Consider the following 25,680-nt stretch of genomic DNA (forward strand, 5'->3'; position numbering starts at 1 on the left):
AAAATTTGAATTGATTTATGAATGTAATGTTTTTTGTAGTTGGGGTTGCAGAGCGCAATCGCTTTGCAAAACTATACCAGGGTGTTCCCAATTGATTACCTCTTGTTCTGCTGGTGAGGAAATATTTGGCCACAAAACCCAGCGACTCCCTTGGGGAAGTTTAGCAAGGCTCAGGGGGTTTTGAGTCAGCCAAATCAAGGGATAGCTTTTAGGAACTACTGAACTGGCATCTTCTAAGGCTGCGGTTGCTGCTAAGGTTTCTAAAACAAAGCGTAGACCTCCGGGCTTGCCGTAGGCATCGCCTTTGATTAAATTTGTTGATGCTGTCCACAGTTGCACCTGTAATTGCTGTTGCTGTGCGTAAAAATACAGCGAAGCTGCGGCAATTACTGCTTGTTCAAAGTTTTCTTCTTCCCAATTGCTAGCACTGTCAAGGGCAATAACTATTTCTTGTCCACCTGTAACCATTTCTAATTCCCGCACCCTTAATTCTCCATAGCGGGCGCTAGTTCGCCAGTGAATCAGACGGGTGGGATCTCCTACACGATAAGGACGGAGCGATCGCACCAGCCCGGTTGTAGCTGTCTGCAATGGTCTACCACGAGGATCGCCCCTTTTGCTCTCTTCTTGCCCCATTTCGTCTACTAGGGGGCAGGTAGCCAAGGGTAACACTGTGGGATAGACGATCGCTGTGGCAGCACAATCACGCTGACGGCGACACCAGAACAATCCCAATGGCGCACCAGAACCCAGTTCGACTGTGTGCCAGCGATAAACACCCCGGCGCTGAGTCGGGTGGTAATATACCCAACGGTAACTACCTTGGCTAGGAATTGTTTCGATTGCCTTTTGTACTGGTTTCCCTAAGACGAAGGGCAGTATATCTTCAACTTGCAATAAGCTTACAGGCTGGTGTGTCTGATTGCAGATTTCTAATTCCACCGTTAGATCGTCGCCTGCTGACACTGGTTGCATGGGACGGCGGGTGATGGATAGACCTGTGAGCGATCGCGGCGGTAAGATGGCTGCTACACCCAAAAGGGCAAAACTGATGCCGCTAATGGCGTATAGCCAACCAGCCATCGTATTGATACCTGCGCCAAAAAAACAAATAGCCGTTGCTGCTAGCACCCAACCGCCGTATGCAGGGGCGCTGGCGCGGGTTTCTAACCAATTGGTGATGGGTTTGATGATTTTCATGTTTCTTTTTTAACCCAACTCCACCCTAAATTCACAGTGTCTCAGGGGTTCGCCAAAAAAGCTTTTAGTTGGATTCCTCAAAAAGAGATGGAAAGTTACGGCGACCGCTTACAACCCGTAGAATTTCGATACCATCATCTAATACTCTGTAGAAAACGATATAGCCTTGCAAAAATATACCTCGAAGGTCTGGACGAATTTTTGCGTAACTTTTACCATTGTTTGGAAAGACAACAAGTTGTTGGCACTTACGGTTGAATTCACTGAAAAATCGCTCTCCTGCTTCAACGTTAGTTTCGGCAAAGTAGTCGGCAATTTCATTGATATCTCGGCTGGCAAGAATGTTGATGACGTAGCGACTCATGCTTGCGCCTGATGTCCCTATCGAAATCGCTCTAGAACTTGGTTTACGAATGTCTCTCCGTCAATAGGAGGCGTTTTGTCTGAAGCTAAAATCGCCGCATCAATTTTTTCTCGCACATCTTCGACCCATTTAGCATCGGTGCGATCGTATTCATCAAGCAACCGTAAGGCAATTTCAAGGGCTTCTTCTGCTGAACGATATTTCCCAGCCTGGAGCTTGGTTTGAATAAAGCGTTCTTGATCGGGTGTGAGACTGATGCTCATAGAAAACCTCTATTCAGATTATTCACCATTTTAGGTTACAAGCCTAAGCGGTAAGCTGTTGGAATAAATAGTTTTTCAACAGATCAGCTTTCACAATATTCACTTTCCTTGTGTTTGGCTTTAGGAGCCGAAATGATCTCGATTATGTTGTTGTGTTCGGCTGCTGGCGTTGAGCGACCTGAATTAACAACCTCAATGCGTCATTTACCGCTTCATCGTTGGGAAAAGCTTGGGCAACATCGGGGTCTAAAAGCACTAAGTTGGTTTTTGTCCGATATCGCTCAACATATTTACCTCTAACCCCCCCTTTCATTTGAGCGAAGTCGTACTCAGAACGTAATTCATCTTCCATTTCGTTTTCAACTTCCTTCTTCATAAAACCTCTTCTCTTGGCGAGTAGCTTTTCGGGCGCTAATAATTCGTATTTTTTCCTCTCTATCAGTATGTGCAACAACTAAAAGTTGTTCAAACTTAGATAAGCCAATAATAACGTAGCGGCTTTCTCTAACGGAGTGGTCAGGATCGGGGAAAGTTACAGATAGCGGATCGTTAAATACAGTTGCAGCTTCCTGAAAAGAAACACCATGCTTCTCAAGGTTTAGTGTCGCTTTGTCTGAATTCCATTCAAATTCCATTTATAAGTCTCTTTGCCTTCCCCTTCCAGAGTTTAACAGGCTGCTTGGCTTGTGCTGCGATCAAATTAATGTGCGGTGCGATCGCCCTGTAAATCTATGTTGCTAATTGGCGATCGCAGTTTCACGAATAGTCATGATAGTTGCCTTTTTCAGTCCTCTTCATTTTTACTCAAAAATTTGACTAAATTTACAGCAAGAGCGATCGCAATTGCACTATTTTTGAGTAACTTCACTGAGGGCTTCATGGATAACCTCATCGCTAACACCGTGACGCTTCAAGCTAGCAATCAGTGCTGAGATAGTATCATCCTCTAGTCGTTCCAGATCAACTCTTAGCCCTTGCCCAATATAGGCACGCATTAACGGCTGATAGCCAGAAAATCCCAGTAATGGCGCTATTCTTTTCAAATCTTCAATGACATCTTCGGGAATGCGAATTGTGATTGTAGTCATTGGACGATTTTTATCGAGTCGCTTTTTCAGTGCTTCAGCCTTCATAATATTCTCGCTCCTTACGTGTAGCGTTGTGCGTGCTGAAATGATCCGAATTATGTCGTTTTTACGTTCAATGTAGACGACATACAGAAGATTCCACCGTCTGTCTAAGTCAATAACAGCATCTCTTTGTTCATCATTGCGACTTGCATCAACAAGCACTAAAAACGGATCGAAAAATTGCCTCTGTGGCTTGCTGAAATGTCACGCCATCATGATTGCTGGGATTTATCCAAGCTTTTTCTTCGTTCCAAACGAAAGTGACACCATTAAGCACGAAATACACATCCATACCTTACATAGTAGACATTGTGTATTTACGTTGTCAATACGTTTTATGAAACAGAGATATTTTCGTAAGGGCGATGTCTACGACGGGCGTAGATGCAGCACTGTAAATCTCTGCTATGGTTTTGCGTTAGCGAAGCTGGCCGAAGGCATCGCAGTTTCACGAATAGTCATTATAATTGCCTTTTTCAATCCTCTTCATTTTGACTCAAAGATTTGACTAAATGCACGGCAAGGGCGATCGCTTCCCACGCGTTCACACCAAGCCTTCACGCTCAAGAACCATACGAACGTCCTCAAAACAAGCTTTAATGTTCCCGCGTGGAAAGTTAATACAACCAAGTCCATCAACATTGGAAAAGTTTTCACAGCCTTCTTCTAAAAGGATAATTGCGCGTTTGAAACCCAAGCGTCCTTGAAAAAGACCTGCTTCATGTATGACATTCATTCTTGCACGGAGCGTCAGATCACTTTGTTCATCTTCACCAGTCATTATCAAAAATGCGATCGCTGCACTATCGAGCATCTGGGATAAGCGCACAGTATTATTGATTCCAGCAATTGGAAGCCGATTGAATTCATCCCAAGGTAGTTTTAATCGCTCACTGATAAAGTCTTTGAGATCCCTCCATAAGGGTGAGTGTCCGTGTCCAATAAAGACATGCGTACCTGGTTGAGACGAGTACATATAAGTGCGAGATTTATTGGTTAAATGTAATACGAGCCGATTTGCTATTTTCTTTAATCTTTTTGCGACTGTGGCAGGTGATTGAACAGCCAACAACTGTGCTTGAAGATAAATATGTGGCGGGGTTTGAGAGCCAGACAGTACAGCAACCCTGTCACGCGAAAAAAATTGTCCACCGCCTCGAAGATAATCAACAAACTCCCCTACAGAGAATGTTTTACATAGTTCAGCTTCTTGTTTGAGCCGATTTAGGTATGTATCTTCTCCACTAGCCAAGCAAGAAAAAATTATCGATATTAATTCTTCTTGTAAATCAGGAATCTCTTCATTTGCATAATTGGCAAGTTCGTTTAGTTGCTCTAACGAAAAATTGATTGCCCTCGATTTTAGAATGTTATAGATAGAATCGAAGTCATATTCACACCAATCACCCCTAGTTTCGTTAGATAATCCATCTGAAAGCCCCCATTCTTGACTAAATCGTGCACCGGGTGGAACTGGTTGAAGTTGGTTGTAATAGACACGGGAATGATATCCAAGCCATGAGCCAGACCAAGATTTTGCTGCCTGCTTAACTGCTTCTTGCAATGTTTTTATTGACTCAGCTACATCAGAAGATTCAAATTGTGCAACGATTTCAGAACAAATAGATTTGATGCGGTCAAGAGAATCACGCAAGTCATCCATCGAAATATATACTCAATCTATGTTTGCGATTTTAAATGTAGTTTAACATTTGAAAAATGTTGTAGCGAACCAACTAAAAAGCCCGCCAATGCGGGCTTTCTAAATCAATTAAGAGTTTTTACTTACCGTTTCGCTAACTTCTTCGACATCTTCCGCAGACGAATCGATTGGGGTGTAACTTCCACCAATTCATCGGGGCCAATGTATTCCAAAGCACGCTCTAGGCTCATGTCTATTGGTGCTTGCAGTTGTACTAATTCATCGCCACCAGCAGCACGATGGTTGGTTAACTGCTTGGTTTTACAGATATTCAATTCCAAATCTTGGGAACGATTGTGTTCTCCCACAATCATGCCTCTGTAAACCTTTGTGCCGGGAGTAATAAAGAATGCTCCTCTATCTTCGGCATTTCTCATGGCGTAGAAGGTAGAAACACCCTCTTCAAAGGAGATTAAAACACCTTTGTTACGGGCTTCAATGTCGCCACTGATTTGACGGTAGTCTAAGAAACTGTGGTTCATGATGCCTTCGCCACGAGTCATCCGCATGAATTCACCCCGGAAACCAATCAATCCACGGGCGGGAATGACAAACTCTAGTTGGGTGCGATCGCCACTACCTGGTTGCATATCTTGCATTTCGCCTTTGCGTTGTCCCAGGCGCTCAATACAGCTACCCACAGCATCAGCAGGAATGTCTAACACCAAAAGTTCAAAAGGTTCGCAAGGTTGACCGTTGATTTCGCGGTAAATTACCTGTGGCTGAGATACCTGAAACTCGAAGCCTTCCCGGCGCATGGTTTCAATTAAGATACCTAAGTGGAGTTCTCCACGACCAGAAACGAGGAATTTATCGGGAGAATCGGTTTCTTCGACACGCAAAGCAACGTTGGTTTCGAGTTCGCGGAATAGGCGATCGCGAATTTGTCTTGATGTTACCAACTTACCTTCTTGACCAGCAAAGGGCGAATCATTTACCCAGAAGGCCATTTGCAAGGTTGGTTCATCCACTTTAATTAGTGGTAAAGCTTGCGGTTCATTGGGGTCAGTAATCGTTTCCCCAATATAAGCATCAGCGAAACCAGCCACCGCCACAATATAACCTGCGGTTGCTTCTTCCATCTCTACGCGCTTCAGTCCATCAAAGCCCATCAACTTGGTAATTTTACCCTTGACAATGGTGCCATCTTCTGTAACTAAAGCTGCTTGCTGTCCTGAGCGGATAGTACCGTTGTGAATTCTACCAATCACAATCCGTCCCAGATATTCAGAATAATCTAGGGTTGTAACTTGCAATTGCAGAGGCTTATTGCTGTCGCCTACTGGTGGTGGAACGTGTTGCAGAATCGCGTTGAACAAGGGTTGCATATCTACCGATTCTGCTTCCAAGCTTTCCTTGGCGAAACCTGCCATACCGGAGGCAAACAGATAGGTAAAATCACACTGGTCTTCGTCTGCCCCTAATTCCAAGAACAGATCCAAAACTTTATCGACAGCAACGTGAGGGTCAGTTTGACCACGATCGATTTTGTTGATGATAACGATGGGGCGCAGCCCTTTTTCTAAAGCTTTTTTGAGGACAAAGCGTGTTTGGGGCATGGGGCCTTCGTTGGCATCGACAATCAGAAGACATCCGTCAACCATGCCGAGTACACGTTCAACTTCGCCACCAAAGTCAGCGTGTCCAGGAGTATCAACGATATTAATTAGTGTTTCTTTGTAGCGAACTGCCGTATTTTTGGACAGGATAGTAATACCCCGTTCCCGTTCTAGGGCGTTGGAGTCCATAACGCAATCCGGAACGTCTTCGCCTTCGCGGAAAATGCCGGATTGTTTGAGGAGTGCGTCAACCAGCGTGGTTTTGCCGTGGTCAACGTGGGCGATAATGGCGACGTTGCGAATTGGGAGCGTCATAGAAGCTTTTGGTGAACTCTAGAGGGGGTTTTAAGATTTACATTTGAATGCTAGGCTGTTTTAACAGAATTGGGGATGATCAGCAAATTCTGTAAAGAACCTTTAACAATTCTAGCGTAATCGTCACAATTGCGGGGAGTTTTGTAAACCCCACAATGGATATGTGTGGTAATTACGGCGTTGGTGGGATAAAAAAAGCTTTTGTTACAAACAGATGTGGCGTGAAGGGCGGTATCGCTTTTGGGAATTGCGGTTGATTAGTTGAGATGCTTTGCTTTGGTGCTAAAGGCGATCGCACCCTTCTTTACCTAATATAAAATTAACGTGATTTTGCCATTGCGATCGCAATGCCTTGTTTTACCTTAAAAGTGTGTAAATCCTACTTTTATTGCTCGGCTGATTAGTATTAAGATCGCTCATGCTACTACAATTAAGTCTTTTCTGTTTGTAGCTTTTCCTAAGCCAAAGGATGGACAGGTTACAATAATTACTTTTATGTTTGTTAAGTTTGGGAAAAAAGCTTAAGGGTTAACCAAATGTCGGTTAAAATAATCCGATTGTACCTTACTTTATTGTTCATCTAGAGATGTTACAGTGCATCGTCTATACTGACATTTAAGGTATATTTTCAAAACTAATAAAATGACAGCGATAATTATATGGTCTGCTGCCTAAATCCTAATTGCGACAATCCCCAAAACTCTGACGGGGCAAATTTATGCCTCAGTTGTGGTACAGAGTTGGTATCGCTACTGAGAAATCGTTACCGCATAATAGCGCCATTAGGAAGAGGAGGATTTGCACGCACATATATCGCAGAAGATATAGACAAGCTCAATGAACGATGTGTTGTCAAGCAGCTAGTTCTAAGCCAATTTTATGGTAATCACGGTAGTCAAGCACATAAAAAAGCGACTGAGTTATTTGAACGAGAAGCACAACGTCTAAAAGAGTTAGCAGAACATGTCCAAATTCCCAATTTGTATGCATATTTTAAGGAAGGTGAATATCTGTATTTAGTGCAACAGTTTATCGAAGGGCAAAATCTGTTGCAAGAGTTAAAACAACAGGGAGTTTTTGATGAGGCCAAAATTCGAGATTTTTTAAATGATTTATTATCTGTGCTGGTAGCTATACATCAACAGCAGGTAATTCACCGAGATATTAAACCAGAAAATATTATTCGCCGTCATAGTGACGGTAGGTTAGTGCTGATTGATTTTGGGGTAGCAAAACAAAAGACGGACACTATAAACACTACACTTGCTGGGACAATTATTGGTTCATTAGGTTATGCGCCGATTGAGCAAATGCAACTGGGTAAAGTTTTTCCTTCCAGTGATATGTACAGTTTAGGAATAACTTGCTTTCATCTACTAACCGATATTTCTCCTTCAAGTTTGTGGATTAAACAAGGCTATGGTTGGACTTCTAATTGGCGACAGCATTTAACGCAAACCATAAGTCACGAATTAGAGATCATTCTTGATAAGCTCCTACAAGAAAATCATGAACAACGTTATCAATCTGCACAGGCTGTCTTAGAAGACTTAAATAATCTCCCAGAGCTAAGGTATACATTACCTCCTACAGCCATTCCACCTACTCAATCATCAGGTTCGCAAGCACAAATTAAACATCAATCAACTCGATATCTACCGCAGTTTTTTAATAATAAATTATTGTCTGGCTCAATAATTGCTGGCTCAGGTAGTTCGTTTTTAGCGATCGCACTTATAAGTTTTCTAGGAACTACCTGGATTAGCTCTGGGCTATGGTTGCTAATTTTAGGAGGGTTAGTCTTTATTCAATCTCGTCCGCTTCTGGAAAAAACTTATTTAATTGTTATTGCTATAATAGCAAATCTACTCGTTGTCTTTATTTTTAGAAATCTGCTAACCACTAATCTTCTCCAATCTGGTGTAAATGGGCTACTTCTGGTAGGATTGCTCGTTATTCTTGCGGGGCTATTAACAATTATTATTGTAGGTATGTCTGAAATAATAAACAAACTTCTTTCTAAATATTTTTGATTTTTTGCTCTTGCTCAATTTTTAGAAATTTCTTTATCTCAGATAAATTTTGTAGAGTTTGGTGAATTATTTATGACACATAAAAAAGAAAATTTAAGGCTGCTTATCTCTCTGGGACTGGCTGGAGTAATGGTAGCAGCTATTTTATGGTTAATTAGTAAACTCTCTTCTACCATTATAGCACCATCAAACCCCATATCAACTTCATCTACATTGACAAATAAGTCATCATTAATGAATTTGGGTACAAAGATTTTGGTGAAAGTACAAACATATCCTGAAAAAATGGATGGGGTGAAAGCTTTTGATGAGAAAGATTTTAATACTGCTGTTAAAAAGTTTAATGCTTCTCTCAAAAATAATCCAAATGACCCAGAAACCTTAATTTATTTAAACAATGCCAAAATTGCACGAGATAATTCAGGAGCCATAAAAGTTGCTGTTATAGCTCCAATTAATTTTGATCCTAGTTTATCAGAAGAAATTTTGCGTGGTGTAGCTCAAGCTCAAAATGAAGTTAATAACCAAGGAGGAATTGATGGTAAAAAATTGCAAGTTGTAATTGCAAGTGTTGATAATAGAGAAGATTCTGCACGGCTAGATAAAGAATTAGTTCAAGATAAAAGCCTTGTGGCCGCTGTGGGTGTTAGGCTTAACGCCGCAATTTATAATGAGAATCGCTTGGTGTTAGTCTTCCCCGTCGAGCGACCAAATCAAGCTGATAATGCACAAAACTTAGAGAAAAATTCAGTAAATAGTCAGCTTAATACTTCCACAAAAAACTACTTGTTTCATGTAAATCCGTTATATGAGAATTTAGTAGATACTCATTCTCGCTACATTGCTCGACAAGCAAGAAATGTTGCTATTTGTGGCGATTCTCCTACCTCAAGAAGTAATTCTACCTCTTCATCAAATCAAATACTTGTAGAACAGTACACTCAAGCTATCAAAAAATATGGCAGCAACGTTATTAGTATACCTTGCAATTTGGCCGATAAAAATTTTGACCCTAAAGCTTTTGTGGATCAAGCGATAGAAACAGAAAATGCAAGTGGCTTTTTACTAATGCCCTCAATCAGAAATATATATTTTGCCACCAAAGTAGCACAAGAGGTCAAAGGCAGAAAACCACTCTTTGCTTCCGAAAGTATGTATAGTGCAACAACTTTACAAAATGGCAAGGATCTCGAAGGAATGGTATTACCTGTATATTGGCATCGTGATGCTAATAAAGATAACCCCTTTGCAGAAAATGCCTTTCAGCTTTGGAATGCACAAGTAAATCAGAGAACAGCGGGAGCTTATGATGCACTCCAAGCAATTATTGCTGGCTTGAAGCAAGACAACACCCGCGAAGGGTTACAAAAGGTACTGTCTAATCCCAATTTTTCAACATCTGGAGCAACGGGAATGATTCAGTTTTCTCCCTCAGGTAAGCGTCAAGGAGAAGCAATCCTAGTCAAAATCGAGCGTTGTGAGTCTTGCTCTACTGGAACTGGTTACGATTTTGCCCTCTTGAATAAGAAGTAATTTTTTGACGTTAATTTCATTCCAAAGGTATAGATTGCTCCAAAATAAGTAATCTATTCAATTTGCAATGTAATACTAAACTGGTTTATCTGAATTGCAACCATGAATTGAAGCGATCGCTTCAATTTATATTTCTATTCTACAAAGCTAAACTTTTGTTTTTCTACCCAGAGTTGTGAACGCGATCACTCAAAAGAAAGATGGAATATCCCTAACCTCTATGTCAAGGTTATATCAGTAAGAATTACGAATAGTTTGCCGAGGAGAACACGGATGGTAGCTACTTTAGATGATACGAAACGCAATGCTATTGCTGTAAAATTAGCAAGTCTTAAAGCACTCCAACAGTTGGTCATCGAAAATGAGCAATTGCTTTTGAGAGAAGGACTTGATGCCGAGATTGCTGATCGCATCCGAAATTTCCTCAATGATGACGAAAAAAATCTTGGCGTTTTAGAAACTGTAATTGGTCAGTATGGCATTCAGGCTGAACCCAAAAACACTGTTACACAATTCATTGAGAAAGCCCGCGAATTGTTCAAAGGTTCTGAGTTAAGCCTGTATGAAAAAGTATCGCAGCATGAATTACTGAAACATCAACTCGTAATGAGTGGTTTGATAGTTCACAAGGCTGCTCAAAAAGTTGGTGCTGATGTGATGCTAGCGATCGGGCCTTTGAATACCATTAACTTTGAGAACCGTGCCCACCAAGAACAACTCAAAGGCATTCTAGAAATTCTGGGTGTCCGTGAATTCACTGGACAAGATGCAGATCAAGGAATTTGGGCACGTGTTCAAGATGCTATGGCCGCAGTCAGTGGTGTAGTAGGTAGCGCTGTTACCCAAACCAGTGACAAAAAGGATATGAATATCCAGGATGCCCTTCGCCTCGATCACAACAAGGTAAATACCCTATTTACTGAACTGCTGCAAAGCGATAGTCCACAGAAGATCCAAGAGTACTTCGGTCAAATTTACAAGGATCTAACTGCTCACGCTGAAGCTGAAGAGGAAGTAGTCTATCCAAGAGTACGTCCTTTCTACGGTCAAGATAACACCCAAGAACTGTTTGACGAGCAAGCTGAGATGAAGCGGGTGTTAGAGCAAATTAAGGCTATCAGCCCTTCTTCATCTGAATTCAAAAATCAAGTTAGACAGCTTATGGAAGCTGTTGGCGACCACATTCGTCAAGAAGAAAGCACAATGTTTGCTGCCATTCGTAACAACTTGAGCAGCGATCAAAGTGAGCAACTGGCTACTGAATTCAAAGCCGCTAAGACCCGAATTCAAGAGAAATTAGGCGTTGTTAGCGAATCGAATGTGTAGGATGCTTTCGAACTTTCTATATCCGCTAAAAAAAAGTTAGTTAAACAAAAACTCCCAGCACATAATGGCTGGGAGTTTTTGTTTAAAAATTTTGCTGACAGTATTTATAAGCGGCATAGGCCATAGTTACAACCCCGGTGATAATAGCAGATTCATCGACTTCAAATTGGGGATGGTGTAATGGGTGGTTAATGATTCTTTCTTTGTAACCTACACCCAAGCGAAACATGGAACCAGGGACGTGTTCCAAATACATAGAAAAATCTTCAGCACCAAGGGAGGGTTCGGGTAAGACTTGAACGCGATCGCTACTCCAAGCTTCTTCTGCGGCTGATTGCAACAATTGTGTCAAGGCGTAATCATTTTGAACGCTGGGTACGCCCTGGCGATAATTGACTTGATACTTTGCCCCGTAAGTATGGCAGACATTAGCTACAATATTCTCAATCCAGTTCGGGAGATGGGCACGGGTTTCGGGATGGAGCGATCGCACGGTTCCCAATAGCTGCACTTTATCCGCAATTACATTCGGCGCTCTGCCACCATTAATCTTCCCTATGCTCAATACTACAGGACGCAAGGGATTCTGCGTCCGGCTGATGGCTTGTTGCAGTGCAGTAATAACTTGGCAAGCAATCCAAATCGCATCAATCGCCTCATGGGGACGCGCCCCGTGCCCAGATTCTCCCATAATCAGAATCTCTAAATCATCAGCTGCGGCTGTCAAAGCCCCGTAACGCACGCCAATAGATCCTGCGGGTATGGAAGGGAAAACATGAACCCCTAATACAGCAGAGACGTTTTCCATCGCTCCATCTTTCACCATCCAGCTTGCCCCTTGAGCAATTTCCTCGGCTGGCTGAAATAAAAACCGCACTTTCCCACCCAACTCCTCTGCCACTTGGGACAGCACCATTGCCGTTCCTAACCCCACTGTGGTGTGGACATCGTGACCGCAAGCGTGCATAACACCCTCTGCACGGGAGGCATATTCCAAATTGGTACCCTCTTGAATTGGCAAGGCATCCATATCGGTGCGAATTGCCAATAAACGGTCATTTTGGCTGGTGCCTTGCAATTCCCCAATTACGCCCGTTTTGCCAACTCCCTCTTGTACGTGCAGACCACTGGAAGACAAAACACCAGCTACAAAGGCTGCTGTTTGGTACTCCTGACCGCTGAGTTCTGGGTGAGAGTGGATGTGGCGGCGAATTTCAATTAAGCGGGGCGCTAGTTTTGCTGCTAAGTCTTTAATATGGGTAAGCATCAATTCAATTAATCTAGAGGCTTTTTTCCCATGATAAAGAACTGTTAACGAACAAAATGCTCTTTGCTACAGAATGGGTCAAGTAAGAGACAAAGGGACAGAGGGTAAGTAGAGGAACAGGGGAAAAGAATTAATAACTAACGCCCTATTATCCTGTTCCCAAATTTAAAACTGGTTATTTTGAATAGCAGGTTGTGCCTCGGGTATCTTCGGGTTTGAACTCATTACATTCTCTGGAGTTTTGACGCTCTAACGACCAGCCATAGGGCTTGTCGGAGGTAACGACACCATTAGCCATAGTTGTTAATCGGAAGTTAGCTCCCCGAAAATTGGTAAACTGCAATTTGGCATCTTTTAAATTTGCTGCTTCCAAATTGGCGCTGATGAAACCGGCATAAGACAGATCGGCATTTTCCAGAGATGCTGATTTCAAATTTGCACCTGTTAAGGAAGCACCACTGAGATTGACCGAATTCAGAAGCGCACCTTCTAAATTTGCACCAGTAAGATCGGCATTCGTGAGATTAGCTTGAGATAATGTAGCGCCACTCAAGTCAGCCCCTCGCAAATTTGCTCCAGTTAGATTTAATTGAGTTAGGTCAGCACCACTCAAATTACACCGGGGACAGGAACTTGTTGCCTTCAACTGATCCAAATCTAGTTGATTTAATGCAAGGCTCTGCTCTGAAAACCCAAAACAAGCTAACAGGGCGACGGTAGCGACAATCTTAAGTTTCATATTTTTTACAGATATCCACAAAAATGACAAGTGACGCATATTGCGTACTGTCATACTTACATATACCGCCTCCCTAAGGAACAACAGGGATGAAGCATTGATTAAGAAGCTGTAAAAATACTATAAATTCTAATGGTAAGACTACTCAAACTGAAATATAGGCTATAGAATCGAGTCGTAAGCAACTATACCGAACCTTTTATAGACTACCACATATGTGATCCCCCTAGCTCGATGAAAAAGACGACTAGGGGGATCTTGTTTTTAGGCACTTGATTAATTCGTAATGAATTACGAATTACGAATTACGAATTATTCTAACGCCACCCTAAAAGCCGCAATCCAGGGACAATTAGGTAATAACTCACACCTAACCAGAAGCTGATAAAGAAGCCCACAGAACCAAAAAAAGCCAGAGGTAAATATAACTCTGACCAGGCTGGTTGACTAGAAAATTGGAAGATCGGAGGTGCTAACCTCAAAAGAATCAAAACTGCATAAGCGATCGCACTCCCAAAGGCAGCGAACACAGCGTAAACTATGTGATGGCTGCGAAGACCTAAACTCAAGGTGAGTAGGCAAACTGCGACTAAAATTACTGCCACTAAGCCCTCGCCACTATCTTTTGGGGTGATTAATTGCAAAATCAACCAACCGAAGCCATAGCTAATCATGCCCATCAGGGACGCTACTAAAAAGCGCCGCCGTTGACCAAAACACCCGGATACTGTCAGTCCCCATGCGGTTCCCCAGCCTGCTGCGACGAACACTAAAATATCTGTCCCGAAGACGGGTTGAGTATTTGGCACTAATTGGTTTAGCTGACTCCAAATAAATTCCACAACCTGACGACCCAAGCTGGTGCGATATGCCAAAATAAAACCTGCGATCGCACCAAAACAAGCGCCAATACAAGCCAGGATCATCGCCCAAATCGTTGCCAAACAAGCTTGGAAAATTTTGATGATTGCTTGAACGATAAAAATAACGGTTTTGGTTACAGCTTGGCTAAAGTTAGCTAAAGCTTGTTCTATAGCTTGTGTTAACTGGGTAAAACTTTGGGAAGCTTGCGTTGAGGCTTGCTTAACTTTGTCTCGCAGTTGGGAAAACAACCCTGGCGGCGGTAATGGTTGAGAAATCTTCGCTAAACGTTTTTGAATCATAGCTGCATTTGCTGGACGCGATCGCACATCTTCCTGCACCATCTCATCTAGCAAATCGGCTAGTTGCGGGTTGACATTCACCGTAGTTCGCCAGCGTAATTTCCCAGTTTGCTGATCTTCCAACTCTAGCGGGTATTTACCTGTTAGCAGTTCAATCACAGTTCGACCGAGGGCATAAAAATCGGCACTTGGCCCGACAATACCTCCAGTCACTTGTTCCGGTGGACTGTAGCCAGAAGAAAATAATCGGGTGGAACTAGACTGAGAACGCAGTTTAGAGGCAGTAAATTGTTTTGCCCCGCCAAAATCAATTAATACCAAGCGATCGCCCTCTCTTTGCCCTTGGGGTGGAGTTACAGATTGCAAAGAGTTGCCCAGCATTAAATTAGAAGGTTTGATATCCCGGTGAATAATCTGACGTTTATGTAATTCTTGTAAAATCTGTACAGCTTGGGCGAACCAGTTTAAAACCAAATCCTCTGGACAGCCTTGGGGAAACTTTTTTAATATCTCCTCTAAAGTCCGGCCATTGATTTTTTCCATTACCAGACAAGGCAGTTGGTGTGGTTTGGGGTTAAACAGGTTTACGTGAAAATATCCATCGGCATCAACTGTGGGGACACCCGGATGCTGCAAGCTAGATAAAACCGCCGCCTCTTGGGTAAACAATTCTAGTGCCTTTGGTGAATCTTCTACCAACACTTTCAACACTTTCTCTGTTTGAGTTTTTTCATCCCAAACCGTGTAAATTTGAGCAAATCCTCCCGACCCTAAAGGCTGAAGTGGAACATAGCGGTCTAACAACTCTAGCGGTGCGCCACAGCTGTTGCAAAATTTGTTTCCCCAAGGCTGAGGATAAGGACGTTGACAATCAGGATTTATGCAGTGAACCGCACTCTGAGTGATGTGGGACACAACCGCTACAATACAAAGGCTGACTTGATTTTAGCGTTTCTTTAGGTTTCCTGATTTTTAAAATAGGCAAAAGAAAAACCCTCATAAAATCTATGAGGGCATTAGTTTATATCTATGTCAGTCCTTTAATTACGAAAACTTCTCTTACTCTGCCTGTGCTTGGCAACTTCTTTGCGCTTGCGTTTTTCTAAAGGCGTTTCAAAATGACGGTGCTTTCTCATGTCTGGAAAAATTCCAGCCTTAGAAACTTCTCGCTTAAATCGTCGTAAGGCTGACTCAATGTGTTCATTGTCACCTACAATTACTTGGGTCATTATATCTCCTACTAAGTTGACTTCATCAATGGCTATGCAGGCATTCAGGATTGCTGTACATGGATAGCGAGGTGTTTAGCTCGTGCTGAGTAACAACCCCCTAGATTTATCTATGGGGGATTGAAATAACGACAAGCATTCGTTTCTGGGCACTCAGCACTGCTTTGGTAACATTACAAAAAAAAGACAGACTCCTTGTCTGACCTTAAGACTCTAGGTAAATTTTTTTGTTTCCAAGGTTAGTAGCGATTGCGTCCACCGCCGCCGCCGCTGTATCCACCTCTACCACCACCAAATGAACCTCTATCACCTCTGTCTTCCTTGGGTTTAGCCTTATTGACTTTCAGGTCACGGCCCATCCACTCAGCACCATCGAGAGCTTCAATGGCAGCTGCTTCTTCAGCTTCAGTTCCCATTTCCACAAAAGCAAAGCCTCGTGGACGACCTGTTTCACGGTCAGTAGGTACTTGAACTCGCTTTACAGTACCATATTCTGCAAAAATACCACTTAAATCCTCTTGTGTAACATCATAAGAGAGGTTACCTACATAAATTGACATCGATTCTCTCCAAAATCATCACTGTGTAGAGATTTTAATTTCTCTGAGAAGTCTGTAAATACTAAAAGGAAAAAGCCTTTCAATACTAAAACCAAAGACATCACTGAATTAACTCTCCTAATCATAGGATGACATATGAGTCAACTCTCTGCATCTAGTAGGTAGTTAACCAGTGATGCGATCGCACTTAAGCGATCGGCTGCCCCCATCTACCTTAAGTACAACCCACCGGAAAAAAGGGTTGGAAATGGAAGAAGATAAATTCTGTAGGGTGATATAGGAAATCAGACATACAGGGGCGCATCTTTGAATATCCGAATTGAACGTTTGACTGCATTAACCATGAAGCATTACTCCAAAATTTTAATATGAAAGGCAAAGTCAGGCAACAAATAACAATTCAAAATTCAAAATTGTACCCTTACAGGGATCTTGCTACGCGTAACGTCTCTGAAAAAGAAGCTTTCACCATATTGCACCCCTTCTGTCTTGTTCACCAAGGCGGCGGGAAGCCCATTTCTTCAAGAGGGATAGCCGCCCCGCCGCCGTTAACTGTTGACTGTTGACGGTTAACAGTCATCAGTCATCAGTCAACGTGAAATCCCATCCCCTAAAAGGGGATGGGATGAGCTTAATTACATTTTGGCTATGTCAAGTTCCGTATCAGCCCCTTTCCAAGCTGTTTCCAGTTCGGCTTTGAAAAGTTGAGCAGCCTGATCTTTGCCCTGTGCTTGCAAACTTGCCTGCAAGCCAAATAGAGAACGCCCATTATGGGGATATTTTTTTAGATCAGCACGAAAGACTTTCTCAGCCTCTTTATAGTCACCTTTAGCCAAAAGTACACCGCCCAAAGATTCCCGCGTGGGAAAGTACCAGTCTGGTGGTTCCACATAATTGAGGGCATCCTCTGCTGTCACTGCTTTTTCTAGCAATTGAATGGCAGATTCATAATCATGCTTTTCTTTAGCAATCTTGGCATCTAGAACTTTCGAGGCAATGTCTAAAATGCTACTGGCAGGACTGAATCCAATGGTTGCTTGGGTAGAAATTACCTGTTTGGCGGCGAGTAATGCCCGACTTTCACTTGCTGCATCTTCAAGTTTGCCTGTGGCAGACATCGCCATGCCGCGAGCAAAATGCCAAAGTGCTGTAGTAGTGGGCAACTTAGCATCGGGAGCAGGAGTTTTTAAGATGGCATCCCAGTTATTAAAGCGTGTCTGAATCAGCATTTTGCTGCCCAGAAATCCCTCAAGCATTGGTGCATACGGGTCAATGGCAGTAGCATTTGCGACTAACTTCTCTGCGGATTTGAGAGCATCTTCATATCTTCCTGCCATGCTGCTAGCCACCATGAGAAAATGTACATTGTGGTTGTAGTACATCATGGGGTAAGTGCCCTGGACTTGATATTTGTTGATGTAAGTATCATCTTGAGCGATCGCTTGCTGGTTTGCCTGCATTGCCCCTTCATAATCTCCCACGCGAAAATAAATATGGGAAGGCATGTGTACCAAGTGTCCCGCTGCTGGTGCTAGGGTTCCTAGTCGTTTGGCACTCACAAGGGCTTTTTCAGGGGAAGGCGAGGCTTCCACTGCATGGATATAGTAATGATTAGCTCCCGTATGATTCGGGTTTCGTTTGAGAACTGATTCCAAAATAGCCACAATTTCTTCTGTATCTGGCTGTGGCTTGCCATCTTTAGTCCAGTGTTGCCAAGGATGCAGATCCATCAAGCTTTCAGCGTAAAGCGTCGCCGCATCCAAATCATCAGGATAGCGCTTGACTAGTTTTGCCATTGCTTTCGCGTAGTCCACCGCTAGTTGATACAAGTCTGCATCAGGATCTTGGGAGTAACGTTTTGCTAAGGCGGTAATGTAGTCTCGTTCTTGGGTAGATGCTTGGGCAGAAAGTGCTAAAGCTTGCTGTACCGCTTGATAAGCAGCTAATTCTCGGTTGGGGTCTATTGCTGAGTTAATATTGGGGCCTAGAGCCAGAGCAATTCCCCAATATGCGATCGCCAAATGCGGATCGAGTTTGGCAGCATATTGAAAAGAACGCACCGCCTCATCATGATTGAAAGCGTAAATTAAATTTAATCCCTGATCGAAAAACTCTTGTGCTTGGGGATTAGCAGTAGAAACTGGATGGTGGATTGTGCCAAGTCCAGATATTAAGGTGTAGGGCTGTTGTACTTGAGCAATCGCCGCACTAGGAGCGATTAAAGAGAGTATAAGCACCCAAACTATACATAAGTACTTCATTGTCGTCTATATTTTTTTCTTCAAGCTCTTTTTTTCTTAATATTCAAATGCCACAGTTTCTCTAAAGAGGCAACTTGTTGGCGAAGAACAGCAGCACGCTGTTTCTTATAGATATTAAACCCTGCAAACCCAATCATTAAGATTGCTATAGAACATCCGATAAAAATGTTAACAGATGCATCAGTTTGCATCTTAGAGTCTACATATTGAGAGTTGGGAGTTGGTTGAGTAGTAAAATGCGATCGCATAAACACCTTCATAAATACTATAAGTAAGAAGCTAGAAATAAACGTGGGTAATTGTTCCTACTTTCTCTGGTCAGAAATTAGTCACAAGTTCTACTAGTACAGCATGGTGCAAGGGACGCGCACTTGTTGGCCCAGCCCCTCCAAGAGTTAAGGCTGTGCTATTAACCACCAAAATTACGATGGTAGGAAGCCACCATAACTGTGGGTAATTTAAAGCCACCGCTTAGACTTCTCTATGCCTTCTTGCACTAGCTAAACTACTCTTCAGTGAAAACTTGAAAAATTATGTTTATTTCTGCCCAATATTTCTAACAAAGCCTTGTTCGGTAAGCTAAGAATACTGGAATATTTACTTAAATCTCAACTCTTCTTTGTGCCAGTTATTTCTAATTACTGCTTAAGTATTCAAAGTCCAAAAAGTGACATATAACGGTTCTCAATTGCATAGAATACAGAGCATTGCTAGGGGCACAGCAATGCTGTGCTGCACCCAAAGAGAAGTTACATACAGCAATTTTCTTTTGCATTAAGTACAAAGCTAGGGGTTTAGAGGCAGAGAGGCAGTTCTTGCTGGAGGTAGAAACTCCTGAAATTTGATTGTGAGTCCTACATTTTGTACTTCACTAACTTGTAAACTGCTGTATTTCCCATATCCAGCGGTAATAAGCCAAGTTGCGATTTATCATCATCGCTGTCTACCCGAAGTTGTAAATGATTTTGTCTAAAGATAGAGATACCTTTCCCTCTTGTGGATATTCATTGGATTCTCAAAGATGAATTTAACCTTTAAATAACTATGTATAACGAATACAAATATTTGTCATAAAAACATCGTCAGATAGAAGAATTAAAACTTGTTTAAAAGTAATCTATAAGCATTGCAGCGCTTTCTTAGCAAGCAACAAAAAACTAATCAAAAGTTAACATAAATAGGAACAAAGCATATGAGTATCGAAGATAGAGCAAAAGCTTTTGCTAAAAACATCGAAGGAAAAGTACAAGAAACAGTTGGTGAAGTAACTGGCAATCCTAACGATAAAGCTGAAGGTAAAGCTAAACAAGCTGAAGCTCAAGTCCGTCATACTGCTGAAAATCTCAAAGATGAAGTTAAAAAGACTTTAGACTAAGCTGAACTTTATTTAGTTTATTTAGGAAGAAGGTGTAGGTAAAATAATTATTTACTGAACCTTCTCCTTTTCTAAAATCTGTTTTCTAACTTGGATTTTAGGCATTTTTACAATACCGTTTCCAAAATATTTTCTCAAACTCTCAGACATATTTTCAAAGGTCTCGATCCATGATTAATTTTCTATTTACATATCTTTTAACAGACATAAATTTGACATCACAAGGTAATTCTGGTTATTCTATTGTGTTGACAGCGTTATTAGGATTAGGCTTTATCGTTGCTGTTACTATAGGGTCAACTGCCTGGTACAATTCCAAACGTCCTGTAGGTTGGGAAGATAAAGAACGTCCCGATATTGTTCCAGAAATTGATAAGTAAAAATATTATTGTCTGCCTCCTCCTATATTTTAGTGTTCACAAATTTTGCTTGTGAACACTATTTCATTTTTGATTGCAAAACATCCTTACTTTTAGTTTTAGCCAGATACAGGTAGATGTATGGTGAATGTACTACCATGTCCTGGTTCAGATGTTACATCGATTGTGCCTTGATGTGCTTCGATAATGCAGCGAGATAGATATAAGCCCAAACCACTACCAGAACGCTGGTGTTTTCCTTGGCGAAATCGCTCGAATAATATTGCCTGATCTTGTTTAGAAATTCCTGATCCCGTATCTTGGATATCAATAGTCACATCTGCCGGAGTGACATGGCTGTGAATATCTACAGAACCTTTATCTGTAAATTTGATAGCATTGCCGATAATATTTGTCAACACCCGCCGCAGTTCTACGCGATCGCCCATGACGGTGCTTGCAGTTTCACCTCTGTCAATATTTACAGTTAATCCTTTTTCTTCAGCTAAGGGAGTTAATTCCTGGGAAACTTCACTAACTAATTCCTGAATATTGCAGGGAGCAATTTTTAAGGTTTTACAGCCCGCTTCATGACGATAAACTTCTAGCAAGGTATTTACCATTTCCAGCAGGTCTTGATTACTGCCAATCATGGTATCAATTATTTCTTGCAATTGTGGCGAAACTTCGCAAAACCTGCCTTCCAGCAATAATTTTAATACGCGGTTGGAGGCTACTAGTGGTATGCGTAAATCGTGAGTAAAACGCGAGACAAAATCTGCCCGCAGGTTAGCCATCTGATCTCGTTCGTCGATACTATGTTTAAGGCGCAGGAGCGATCGCACTCGTGCATGTAGTTCATCAGGATCGAATGGTTTACGAATAAAGTCATCTGCACCAGCATCGAGTCCTTCCACAACGCTAGACTCATAGTGAGCCGTAAGCAGCAGAATGGGGATAAATGGCAACGCTGGATTCTGCCGGATGCGTCGAGTGAATTCATACCCATCTATCTCCGGCATCATCACATCTAAGAGAATTAAGTCTGGCGGTGACTCCTCAACCATAGCCAGAGCTATTTTGCTATCTTCGACTAAGCTAATTTCATAGTCCTTATCTTCTAGGACAGCTTCTAAGACTAGTAGATTGTCAAAAACATCATCGACAGCGAGAATTTTATCTTTTTTGACAGTTTTAGTTAAAGACATGGCTAAATAAAAAAAGAAGTGCTTGGCTATCCCTAGCAAATCTAGTAATAGCTTACTTCACCAGCGCTGAGATTATTAAGGATTCACATTTTCGTTTAAAGTTTCCTGAATTAAAATCTAAGTCTTTTAAGTAATTATACTAATATTTTGTTTAATAAATGTATTAAATACATTTGTTTCAACAAGTATCTTAGCCGTTTGGTTATCCAAGTAATATCTTTGTCTGGGTCTTCGAGTGAGGTTGTTTAGCGATCTTTTATGTACATCATTCTAGCCACTGTAAGGGTAACTATTTAATAGTTACCCACTCTTGCTTGCTACCGGATTTTCAAGAAAAAATTGTTGACCATAAAACATCTATCATCAGGTTAATGTATAAAAATATTTTTTGATAAACTTATTCTTTCATATCGAAACTCTTGCTTTAGAAAAACTTACGAGATAAGGTTATTTATGTCTAATGATAGATGAAGTTCGGGGAACAATACCAACTGCATTGCTTTTTGTATAAGATCCCGAATAAAAGAACGAGATTATTTTAATCTGTACTTTAGATAGATAACAGTAAAGTTAAGCAACTATGAATGAAATCAAGATCCTTGTGATTGAAGATCACAACCTTACGAGAATTGGCTTACGGGCTGCGTTACAAACTCAGCCAGAGTTAAACATTGTTGGTGAAGCAGCCAATGCAGCCGATGGCATCAAGCTTCTGAAAACTCTCAAGCCTGATGTTGCCACTATTGACATTGGTTTGCCTGACATGGATGGGATTGAGCTAACACGCACATTTAGGCAATATCAAGCAGAGAACGAAGACTATACTACAAAGCTGCTTATTTTAACCATGCAGAATAGCGAACAGGCAGTTTTAGCAGCATTTGCAGCAGGTGCAGATTCTTATTGCATGAAGGATATCGAAACTGAGAGACTAGTTGAGGCTGTGCGAACCACCCATGCCGGTAGCTCATGGATCGATCCAGCGATCGCAGATCTTGTACTACAACAAATACGTCAAGATTTCCCCGATGGCAGCAGAGGGGCATCTGGAAAAAGAGTCTTGATTGAAGGTATTGACCCAGACACTGAGAAAAGTATAGTCACCTATCCTTTAACTCATAGAGAGATGGATGTTTTAGAGTTGATTGTCGCTGGCTGTGACAATGCAGAAATTGCTAAAAGGCTCTATTTAACAGTCGGTACTGTAAAAACTCATGTTCGAGGTATTCTCAATAAACTCTGTGTCGCTGACCGGACACAGGCTGCTGTGCGTGCTTTGCGGGCTGGATTAGTACCGTAAGCAAGTTAAGTAGCCAATCATAAACTGCTTACAAGAACACATGAAAATCTTCTTCCCCAGTCCCCAGTGGTAACATAGCTTATGTTACCCTGAGCTTGCCGTTGGCGTAGCCTCTCGTAGATAAGGGTCGAAGTGTCCAAAGTCCCTAAAGGTGGTTAACTGGGACAAAGATTTATTAAGAAATTGTTACACAGTTTAGTACAATGACATAATTGACGAACAAATAAGTATTTTTTCTCATATACATGATAGCGGATCAATTTCCCTGGCTTACCGCGATTGTCTTGCTGCCACTAGTTGCTTCCCTGCTCATCCCTGTGCTGCCTGATAAAGATGGCAAGCGCGTGCGGTGGTATGCACTGGGTGTAGGTATTGCAGACTTTGCCTTGATGTGCTACGCCTTTTGGAAGCATTACGATGCCAGCAGTGCTAGTTTTCAAATGGTAGAAAGTTATGCCTGGGTGCCTCAGTTAGGTTTTAACTGGGCGGTATCAGTTGATGGACTTTCAGCGCCACTTGTGCTTCTAGCAGGATTTGTCACCACACTCTCGATATTTTCGGCTTGGCAAGTTGATCACCGACCCCGCCTCTTCTATTTCTTGATGCTGGTGCTGTATTCCGCACAGGTAGGGGTGTTTGTTGCCAAAGACTTGCTGCTATTTTTCATTATGTGGGAAGTAGAGCTGATTCCTGTCTACCTACTAGTCTGCATTTGGGGTGGGCAAAGGCGTCGTTATGCGGCTACGAAATTCTTATTGTATACCGCAGCGGCTTCTATATTTATTTTAGTGGCAGCCCTGGCAATGGGTCTATACGGCGGCGGGAATATGACATTTGACATCACCGCCCTCGCTAGTAAAGAATATCCGCTTAGTCTACAACTGCTACTTTATGCAGGATTGCTGATTGCATTTGGTGTCAAGCTTGCTGTTTTTCCCATGCATACTTGGTTACCTGATGCCCACGGCGAAGCATCGTCTCCTGTATCGATGATTTTGGCTGGTGTGCTGCTGAAGATGGGCGGATACGGACTAATTCGCCTGAATCTTGAGTTGCTTCCCGATGCACACATTTACTTTGCACCGGTTTTAGCCATTCTGGGTGTTGTCAATATTATTTATGGTGCATTGAACTCCTTTGCTCAGACTAATATGAAGCGGCGTTTGGCTTATTCGTCGATTTCTCATATGGGGTTTGTGCTGCTTGGAATTGCCTCCTTCACTGATTTGGGAATCAACGGCGCGATGTTGCAGATGATCTCGCATGGTTTGATTGCATCGGTGCTGTTTTTCTTGGCAGGTGTTACTTACGATCGCACCCACACAATGGTAATGAAAGATATGGGCGGTATTGGTCAAGCCATGCCCAAAGTCTTTGCTCTGTTTACAATCGGAACGATGGCATCCCTAGCACTTCCCGGTATGAGCGGCTTTGCTGGCGAACTCTCGGTATTTGTTGGTATGACAAGCAGTGACGTTTACAGTTCGACTTTCTGCACCGTAACGGTTTTTCTCGCCGCAGTTGGAGTCATCCTCACACCGATTTATCTACTTTCCATGCTACGAGAAGTGTTTTATGGGAAAGGTGCAGCACTAATCTGCGACATTAATAATGCCAGCTTGGAAAATCAAGAAGATGACGGAACAGTTTGTTTTGGTACAGACTGCTTCGTGCCAGAAGATGCAGTTTACGAGGATGCTAGACCCCGTGAGGTGTTTATCGCTGCCTGTTTTCTGCTAATGATTATTGGTATTGGTTTCTATCCCAAGATGGCGATGCAGATGTACGACGTGAAGACTGTCGCAGTCAATGCTAATCTTCGCCAGTCATATGCAATAGTATCGCAAACAAATCCCCAGATTTATGCTAAGGGTTTCTTGGCTCCACAAATTTCAGAGGTTGAGATAGCGCCCGTTTTGGGAACTTTGAAGTAAGCTTTTTGACCTCGATTTCTTCTGTGGAAAGAGCGATCGCTAACTTCGATAACTTCTAGATGAATTAGAGATAAACACTGGTGTATACACAGTGTTTATCTTTTAATTATCAAATTACTACTTTATACATCAAACTTAGGAAACTGGAAACTGCACCTCTGTGACATATACATCGTGATCTTGATCGTTGCAACCAATTATATAAACTTCACGGTTAGCGCCGTTAATTTTATAACCGTTAGCTTCAATCCAAGAGACTAAGGCAGCATAAGCTTCTTCTTGCTGACTAAAAATCAGGTGGCCAATTAGGAGTGTGTGTTAGTTCTAGCTTAATACCATCTGGATCTAAAAAGTACAAAGCGTAGTAACCCGGCAAATAATCGTATTCAGCAGGAGGATCTAAAATCTCTACTCCACGTTCCATAAGATATTGGTAAAGCCGATCCACTTCTTCTCGACTATCCGCACTAAACGCTAGATGATGCAATCCAGGAGAATAGCGATCGTGATTTTTATTGAGCGATTGCGGATTTGCTGGGGAAATGGTGATGACGCCATTAAAGCTTGCCCAAAGTATTAAATGCTCTGTTTTTTCTCCTTGTTCATAACCCAAGAATCCAAGTAGAGTATTGTAAAAAGCCTCAGAGCGCTTCAAATTGGATACAGTTAGTGCTATATGATTGATAGCTCCCAGTTTCATCATTTTTTGCCTCATATCGGTAGCTCTTTAGATTACACACTATCCCGTAAGGGCAGAATCAACAGCGATATTGAGACCAATTTTAAAGATAGTTCTAAAAGCCGTAGATCATTAGTTATCACAAAATCCACTTTTCTTAATTACGAATTACGAATTACGA

26 protein-coding genes and 1 pseudogene are annotated in these 25,680 nt (G+C 42.1%); 7 read left to right on the forward strand and 20 right to left on the reverse strand.

What is annotated here, in order from left to right; genetic code table 11:
• Positions 1-15: 15 nt before the first annotated feature.
• The 9 genes and pseudogenes from F8R90_RS26125 to typA all read right to left on the reverse strand — a co-directional run bounded on the left by F8R90_RS26125 (position 16) and on the right by typA (position 6,533).
• Positions 16-1,200, reverse strand: a complete 1,185-nt coding sequence (locus tag F8R90_RS26125; protein WP_196513092.1) for a DUF58 domain-containing protein — start codon at positions 1,198-1,200, stop codon at positions 16-18.
• A gap of 64 nt (positions 1,201-1,264) precedes the next feature.
• Entirely contained in the window at positions 1,265-1,564 is a 300-nt protein-coding gene (locus F8R90_RS26130) for a type II toxin-antitoxin system RelE/ParE family toxin (RefSeq protein WP_196513093.1), read from the reverse strand.
• Positions 1,565-1,581: 17 nt separating this feature from the next.
• Positions 1,582-1,827, reverse strand: a complete 246-nt coding sequence (locus F8R90_RS26135; protein WP_196513094.1) for a ribbon-helix-helix domain-containing protein — start codon at positions 1,825-1,827, stop codon at positions 1,582-1,584.
• 142 nt (positions 1,828-1,969) lie between these two features.
• Positions 1,970-2,203, reverse strand: coding sequence for a hypothetical protein (locus tag F8R90_RS26140; RefSeq protein WP_196513095.1), 234 nt, complete (start codon positions 2,201-2,203; stop codon positions 1,970-1,972).
• Positions 2,187-2,462, reverse strand: a complete 276-nt coding sequence (locus F8R90_RS26145) for a BrnT family toxin (RefSeq protein ID WP_196513096.1) — start codon at positions 2,460-2,462, stop codon at positions 2,187-2,189. The genes F8R90_RS26140 and F8R90_RS26145 overlap by 17 nt, the downstream gene beginning before the upstream one ends.
• A gap of 213 nt (positions 2,463-2,675) precedes the next feature.
• Positions 2,676-2,960: a hypothetical protein gene (locus F8R90_RS26150; RefSeq protein WP_012407730.1), complete on the reverse strand. Its 285-nt coding sequence runs from the start codon at positions 2,958-2,960 to the stop codon at positions 2,676-2,678.
• 87 nt (positions 2,961-3,047) lie between these two features.
• Positions 3,048-3,119, reverse strand: a pseudogene (locus F8R90_RS33735) (BrnT family toxin); the annotation flags it as partial.
• 382 nt (positions 3,120-3,501) lie between these two features.
• Positions 3,502-4,620 (reverse strand): TIR domain-containing protein, encoded by a 1,119-nt coding sequence (locus F8R90_RS26160; protein WP_196513097.1) that lies wholly within the window; start codon positions 4,618-4,620, stop codon positions 3,502-3,504.
• 122 nt (positions 4,621-4,742) lie between these two features.
• Positions 4,743-6,533: a translational GTPase TypA gene (typA, locus tag F8R90_RS26165; RefSeq protein WP_196513098.1), complete on the reverse strand. Its 1,791-nt coding sequence runs from the start codon at positions 6,531-6,533 to the stop codon at positions 4,743-4,745.
• Positions 6,534-7,192: 659 nt separating this feature from the next.
• Between typA and F8R90_RS26170 the strand changes: the two genes are divergently transcribed.
• From F8R90_RS26170 to F8R90_RS26180, 3 genes are all read left to right on the forward strand, one after another.
• Positions 7,193-8,566, forward strand: a complete 1,374-nt coding sequence (locus tag F8R90_RS26170; RefSeq protein WP_196513099.1) for a serine/threonine-protein kinase — start codon at positions 7,193-7,195, stop codon at positions 8,564-8,566.
• Between the two features lie 72 nt (positions 8,567-8,638).
• Positions 8,639-10,099, forward strand: a complete 1,461-nt coding sequence (locus tag F8R90_RS26175; RefSeq protein ID WP_196513100.1) for an ABC transporter substrate-binding protein — start codon at positions 8,639-8,641, stop codon at positions 10,097-10,099.
• Positions 10,100-10,372: 273 nt separating this feature from the next.
• The gene (locus tag F8R90_RS26180) at positions 10,373-11,425 is read left to right on the forward strand and encodes a hemerythrin domain-containing protein (RefSeq protein ID WP_196513101.1); all 1,053 of its coding nucleotides are present in this window, start codon (positions 10,373-10,375) and stop codon (positions 11,423-11,425) included.
• An 82-nt stretch (positions 11,426-11,507) separates the two neighbouring features.
• Here the strand turns inward: F8R90_RS26180 and F8R90_RS26185 are convergent, their stop codons facing one another.
• From F8R90_RS26185 to F8R90_RS26220, 8 genes are all read right to left on the reverse strand, one after another.
• Positions 11,508-12,692: a M20 family metallopeptidase gene (locus tag F8R90_RS26185; RefSeq protein ID WP_196513102.1), complete on the reverse strand. Its 1,185-nt coding sequence runs from the start codon at positions 12,690-12,692 to the stop codon at positions 11,508-11,510.
• Between the two features lie 175 nt (positions 12,693-12,867).
• Positions 12,868-13,431, reverse strand: a complete 564-nt coding sequence (locus F8R90_RS26190) for a pentapeptide repeat-containing protein (protein WP_196513103.1) — start codon at positions 13,429-13,431, stop codon at positions 12,868-12,870.
• A gap of 317 nt (positions 13,432-13,748) precedes the next feature.
• Positions 13,749-15,509 carry a protein kinase domain-containing protein gene (locus tag F8R90_RS26195; protein ID WP_196513104.1) on the reverse strand — a complete coding sequence of 587 codons (1,761 nt, stop codon included), beginning with the start codon at positions 15,507-15,509 and terminating at the stop codon, positions 13,749-13,751.
• A 125-nt stretch (positions 15,510-15,634) separates the two neighbouring features.
• On the reverse strand, positions 15,635-15,823 hold the full coding sequence (gene rpsU / locus F8R90_RS26200) for a 30S ribosomal protein S21 (RefSeq protein ID WP_012407716.1): 189 nt from the start codon (positions 15,821-15,823) through the stop codon (positions 15,635-15,637).
• A 239-nt stretch (positions 15,824-16,062) separates the two neighbouring features.
• Positions 16,063-16,383: an RNA recognition motif domain-containing protein gene (locus tag F8R90_RS26205; protein WP_190894616.1), complete on the reverse strand. Its 321-nt coding sequence runs from the start codon at positions 16,381-16,383 to the stop codon at positions 16,063-16,065.
• A 635-nt stretch (positions 16,384-17,018) separates the two neighbouring features.
• Positions 17,019-18,644, reverse strand: a complete 1,626-nt coding sequence (locus F8R90_RS26210; protein WP_196513105.1) for a tetratricopeptide repeat protein — start codon at positions 18,642-18,644, stop codon at positions 17,019-17,021.
• A 20-nt stretch (positions 18,645-18,664) separates the two neighbouring features.
• Positions 18,665-18,904, reverse strand: a complete 240-nt coding sequence (locus tag F8R90_RS26215) for a hypothetical protein (RefSeq protein WP_230966893.1) — start codon at positions 18,902-18,904, stop codon at positions 18,665-18,667.
• A gap of 58 nt (positions 18,905-18,962) precedes the next feature.
• Positions 18,963-19,112: a hypothetical protein gene (locus F8R90_RS26220; protein WP_196513107.1), complete on the reverse strand. Its 150-nt coding sequence runs from the start codon at positions 19,110-19,112 to the stop codon at positions 18,963-18,965.
• Between the two features lie 724 nt (positions 19,113-19,836).
• On the opposite strand from F8R90_RS26220, the gene F8R90_RS26225 reads away from it, so the two are divergent.
• On the forward strand, positions 19,837-20,019 hold the full coding sequence (locus F8R90_RS26225; RefSeq protein WP_190894613.1) for a CsbD family protein: 183 nt from the start codon (positions 19,837-19,839) through the stop codon (positions 20,017-20,019).
• A 170-nt stretch (positions 20,020-20,189) separates the two neighbouring features.
• Positions 20,190-20,399, forward strand: coding sequence for a photosystem II assembly protein Psb35 (gene psb35, locus F8R90_RS26230; RefSeq protein ID WP_196513108.1), 210 nt, complete (start codon positions 20,190-20,192; stop codon positions 20,397-20,399).
• Positions 20,400-20,497: 98 nt separating this feature from the next.
• Here the strand turns inward: psb35 and F8R90_RS26235 are convergent, their stop codons facing one another.
• Entirely contained in the window at positions 20,498-21,586 is a 1,089-nt protein-coding gene (locus tag F8R90_RS26235) for a hybrid sensor histidine kinase/response regulator (protein ID WP_196513109.1), read from the reverse strand.
• Between the two features lie 580 nt (positions 21,587-22,166).
• On the opposite strand from F8R90_RS26235, the gene F8R90_RS26240 reads away from it, so the two are divergent.
• Together F8R90_RS26240 and F8R90_RS26245 are read left to right on the forward strand one after the other, a co-directional pair.
• Complete coding sequence (locus F8R90_RS26240) at positions 22,167-22,886, forward strand: response regulator (protein ID WP_190894610.1); 720 nt, start codon at positions 22,167-22,169, stop codon at positions 22,884-22,886.
• A 245-nt stretch (positions 22,887-23,131) separates the two neighbouring features.
• On the forward strand, positions 23,132-24,820 hold the full coding sequence (locus tag F8R90_RS26245) for an NAD(P)H-quinone oxidoreductase subunit 4 (protein WP_196513110.1): 1,689 nt from the start codon (positions 23,132-23,134) through the stop codon (positions 24,818-24,820).
• Between the two features lie 135 nt (positions 24,821-24,955).
• Here the strand turns inward: F8R90_RS26245 and F8R90_RS33740 are convergent, their stop codons facing one another.
• A complete protein-coding gene (locus F8R90_RS33740; protein ID WP_331000720.1) occupies positions 24,956-25,126 on the reverse strand; it encodes a GyrI-like domain-containing protein in 171 nt (56 codons plus the stop codon).
• On the reverse strand, positions 25,107-25,535 hold the full coding sequence (locus F8R90_RS26250; RefSeq protein ID WP_230966894.1) for a VOC family protein: 429 nt from the start codon (positions 25,533-25,535) through the stop codon (positions 25,107-25,109). Before F8R90_RS26250 ends, F8R90_RS33740 begins: the two co-directional genes overlap by 20 nt.
• Positions 25,536-25,680: the final 145 nt, after the last annotated feature.

The organism is Nostoc sp. NZL, assembly GCF_015714705.1.
GTDB classification, from domain to species: Bacteria; Cyanobacteriota; Cyanobacteriia; order Cyanobacteriales; family Nostocaceae; genus Nostoc; species Nostoc foliaceum_A.

What these genes read in the sequence shown, in the direction of transcription:
- F8R90_RS26125 (WP_196513092.1), bottom strand. Translation starts at nt 1,200, where the DNA reads ATGAAAATCATCAAACCCATCACCAATTGGTTAGAAACCCGCGCCAGC.
- F8R90_RS26130 (WP_196513093.1), bottom strand. Translation starts at nt 1,564, where the DNA reads ATGAGTCGCTACGTCATCAACATTCTTGCCAGCCGAGATATCAATGAA.
- F8R90_RS26135 (WP_196513094.1), bottom strand. Translation starts at nt 1,827, where the DNA reads ATGAGCATCAGTCTCACACCCGATCAAGAACGCTTTATTCAAACCAAG.
- F8R90_RS26140 (WP_196513095.1), bottom strand. Translation starts at nt 2,203, where the DNA reads ATGAAGAAGGAAGTTGAAAACGAAATGGAAGATGAATTACGTTCTGAG.
- F8R90_RS26145 (WP_196513096.1), bottom strand. Translation starts at nt 2,462, where the DNA reads ATGGAATTTGAATGGAATTCAGACAAAGCGACACTAAACCTTGAGAAG.
- F8R90_RS26150 (WP_012407730.1), bottom strand. Translation starts at nt 2,960, where the DNA reads ATGAAGGCTGAAGCACTGAAAAAGCGACTCGATAAAAATCGTCCAATG.
- F8R90_RS26160 (WP_196513097.1), bottom strand. Translation starts at nt 4,620, where the DNA reads ATGGATGACTTGCGTGATTCTCTTGACCGCATCAAATCTATTTGTTCT.
- typA (WP_196513098.1), bottom strand. Translation starts at nt 6,533, where the DNA reads ATGACGCTCCCAATTCGCAACGTCGCCATTATCGCCCACGTTGACCAC.
- F8R90_RS26170 (WP_196513099.1), top strand. Translation starts at nt 7,193, where the DNA reads ATGGTCTGCTGCCTAAATCCTAATTGCGACAATCCCCAAAACTCTGAC.
- F8R90_RS26175 (WP_196513100.1), top strand. Translation starts at nt 8,639, where the DNA reads ATGACACATAAAAAAGAAAATTTAAGGCTGCTTATCTCTCTGGGACTG.
- F8R90_RS26180 (WP_196513101.1), top strand. Translation starts at nt 10,373, where the DNA reads ATGGTAGCTACTTTAGATGATACGAAACGCAATGCTATTGCTGTAAAA.
- F8R90_RS26185 (WP_196513102.1), bottom strand. Translation starts at nt 12,692, where the DNA reads ATGCTTACCCATATTAAAGACTTAGCAGCAAAACTAGCGCCCCGCTTA.
- F8R90_RS26190 (WP_196513103.1), bottom strand. Translation starts at nt 13,431, where the DNA reads ATGAAACTTAAGATTGTCGCTACCGTCGCCCTGTTAGCTTGTTTTGGG.
- rpsU (WP_012407716.1), bottom strand. Translation starts at nt 15,823, where the DNA reads ATGACCCAAGTAATTGTAGGTGACAATGAACACATTGAGTCAGCCTTA.
- F8R90_RS26205 (WP_190894616.1), bottom strand. Translation starts at nt 16,383, where the DNA reads ATGTCAATTTATGTAGGTAACCTCTCTTATGATGTTACACAAGAGGAT.
- F8R90_RS26210 (WP_196513105.1), bottom strand. Translation starts at nt 18,644, where the DNA reads ATGAAGTACTTATGTATAGTTTGGGTGCTTATACTCTCTTTAATCGCT.
- F8R90_RS26215 (WP_230966893.1), bottom strand. Translation starts at nt 18,904, where the DNA reads ATGAAGGTGTTTATGCGATCGCATTTTACTACTCAACCAACTCCCAAC.
- F8R90_RS26225 (WP_190894613.1), top strand. Translation starts at nt 19,837, where the DNA reads ATGAGTATCGAAGATAGAGCAAAAGCTTTTGCTAAAAACATCGAAGGA.
- psb35 (WP_196513108.1), top strand. Translation starts at nt 20,190, where the DNA reads ATGATTAATTTTCTATTTACATATCTTTTAACAGACATAAATTTGACA.
- F8R90_RS26235 (WP_196513109.1), bottom strand. Translation starts at nt 21,586, where the DNA reads ATGTCTTTAACTAAAACTGTCAAAAAAGATAAAATTCTCGCTGTCGAT.
- F8R90_RS26240 (WP_190894610.1), top strand. Translation starts at nt 22,167, where the DNA reads ATGAATGAAATCAAGATCCTTGTGATTGAAGATCACAACCTTACGAGA.
- F8R90_RS26245 (WP_196513110.1), top strand. Translation starts at nt 23,132, where the DNA reads ATGATAGCGGATCAATTTCCCTGGCTTACCGCGATTGTCTTGCTGCCA.
- F8R90_RS26250 (WP_230966894.1), bottom strand. Translation starts at nt 25,535, where the DNA reads ATGAGGCAAAAAATGATGAAACTGGGAGCTATCAATCATATAGCACTA.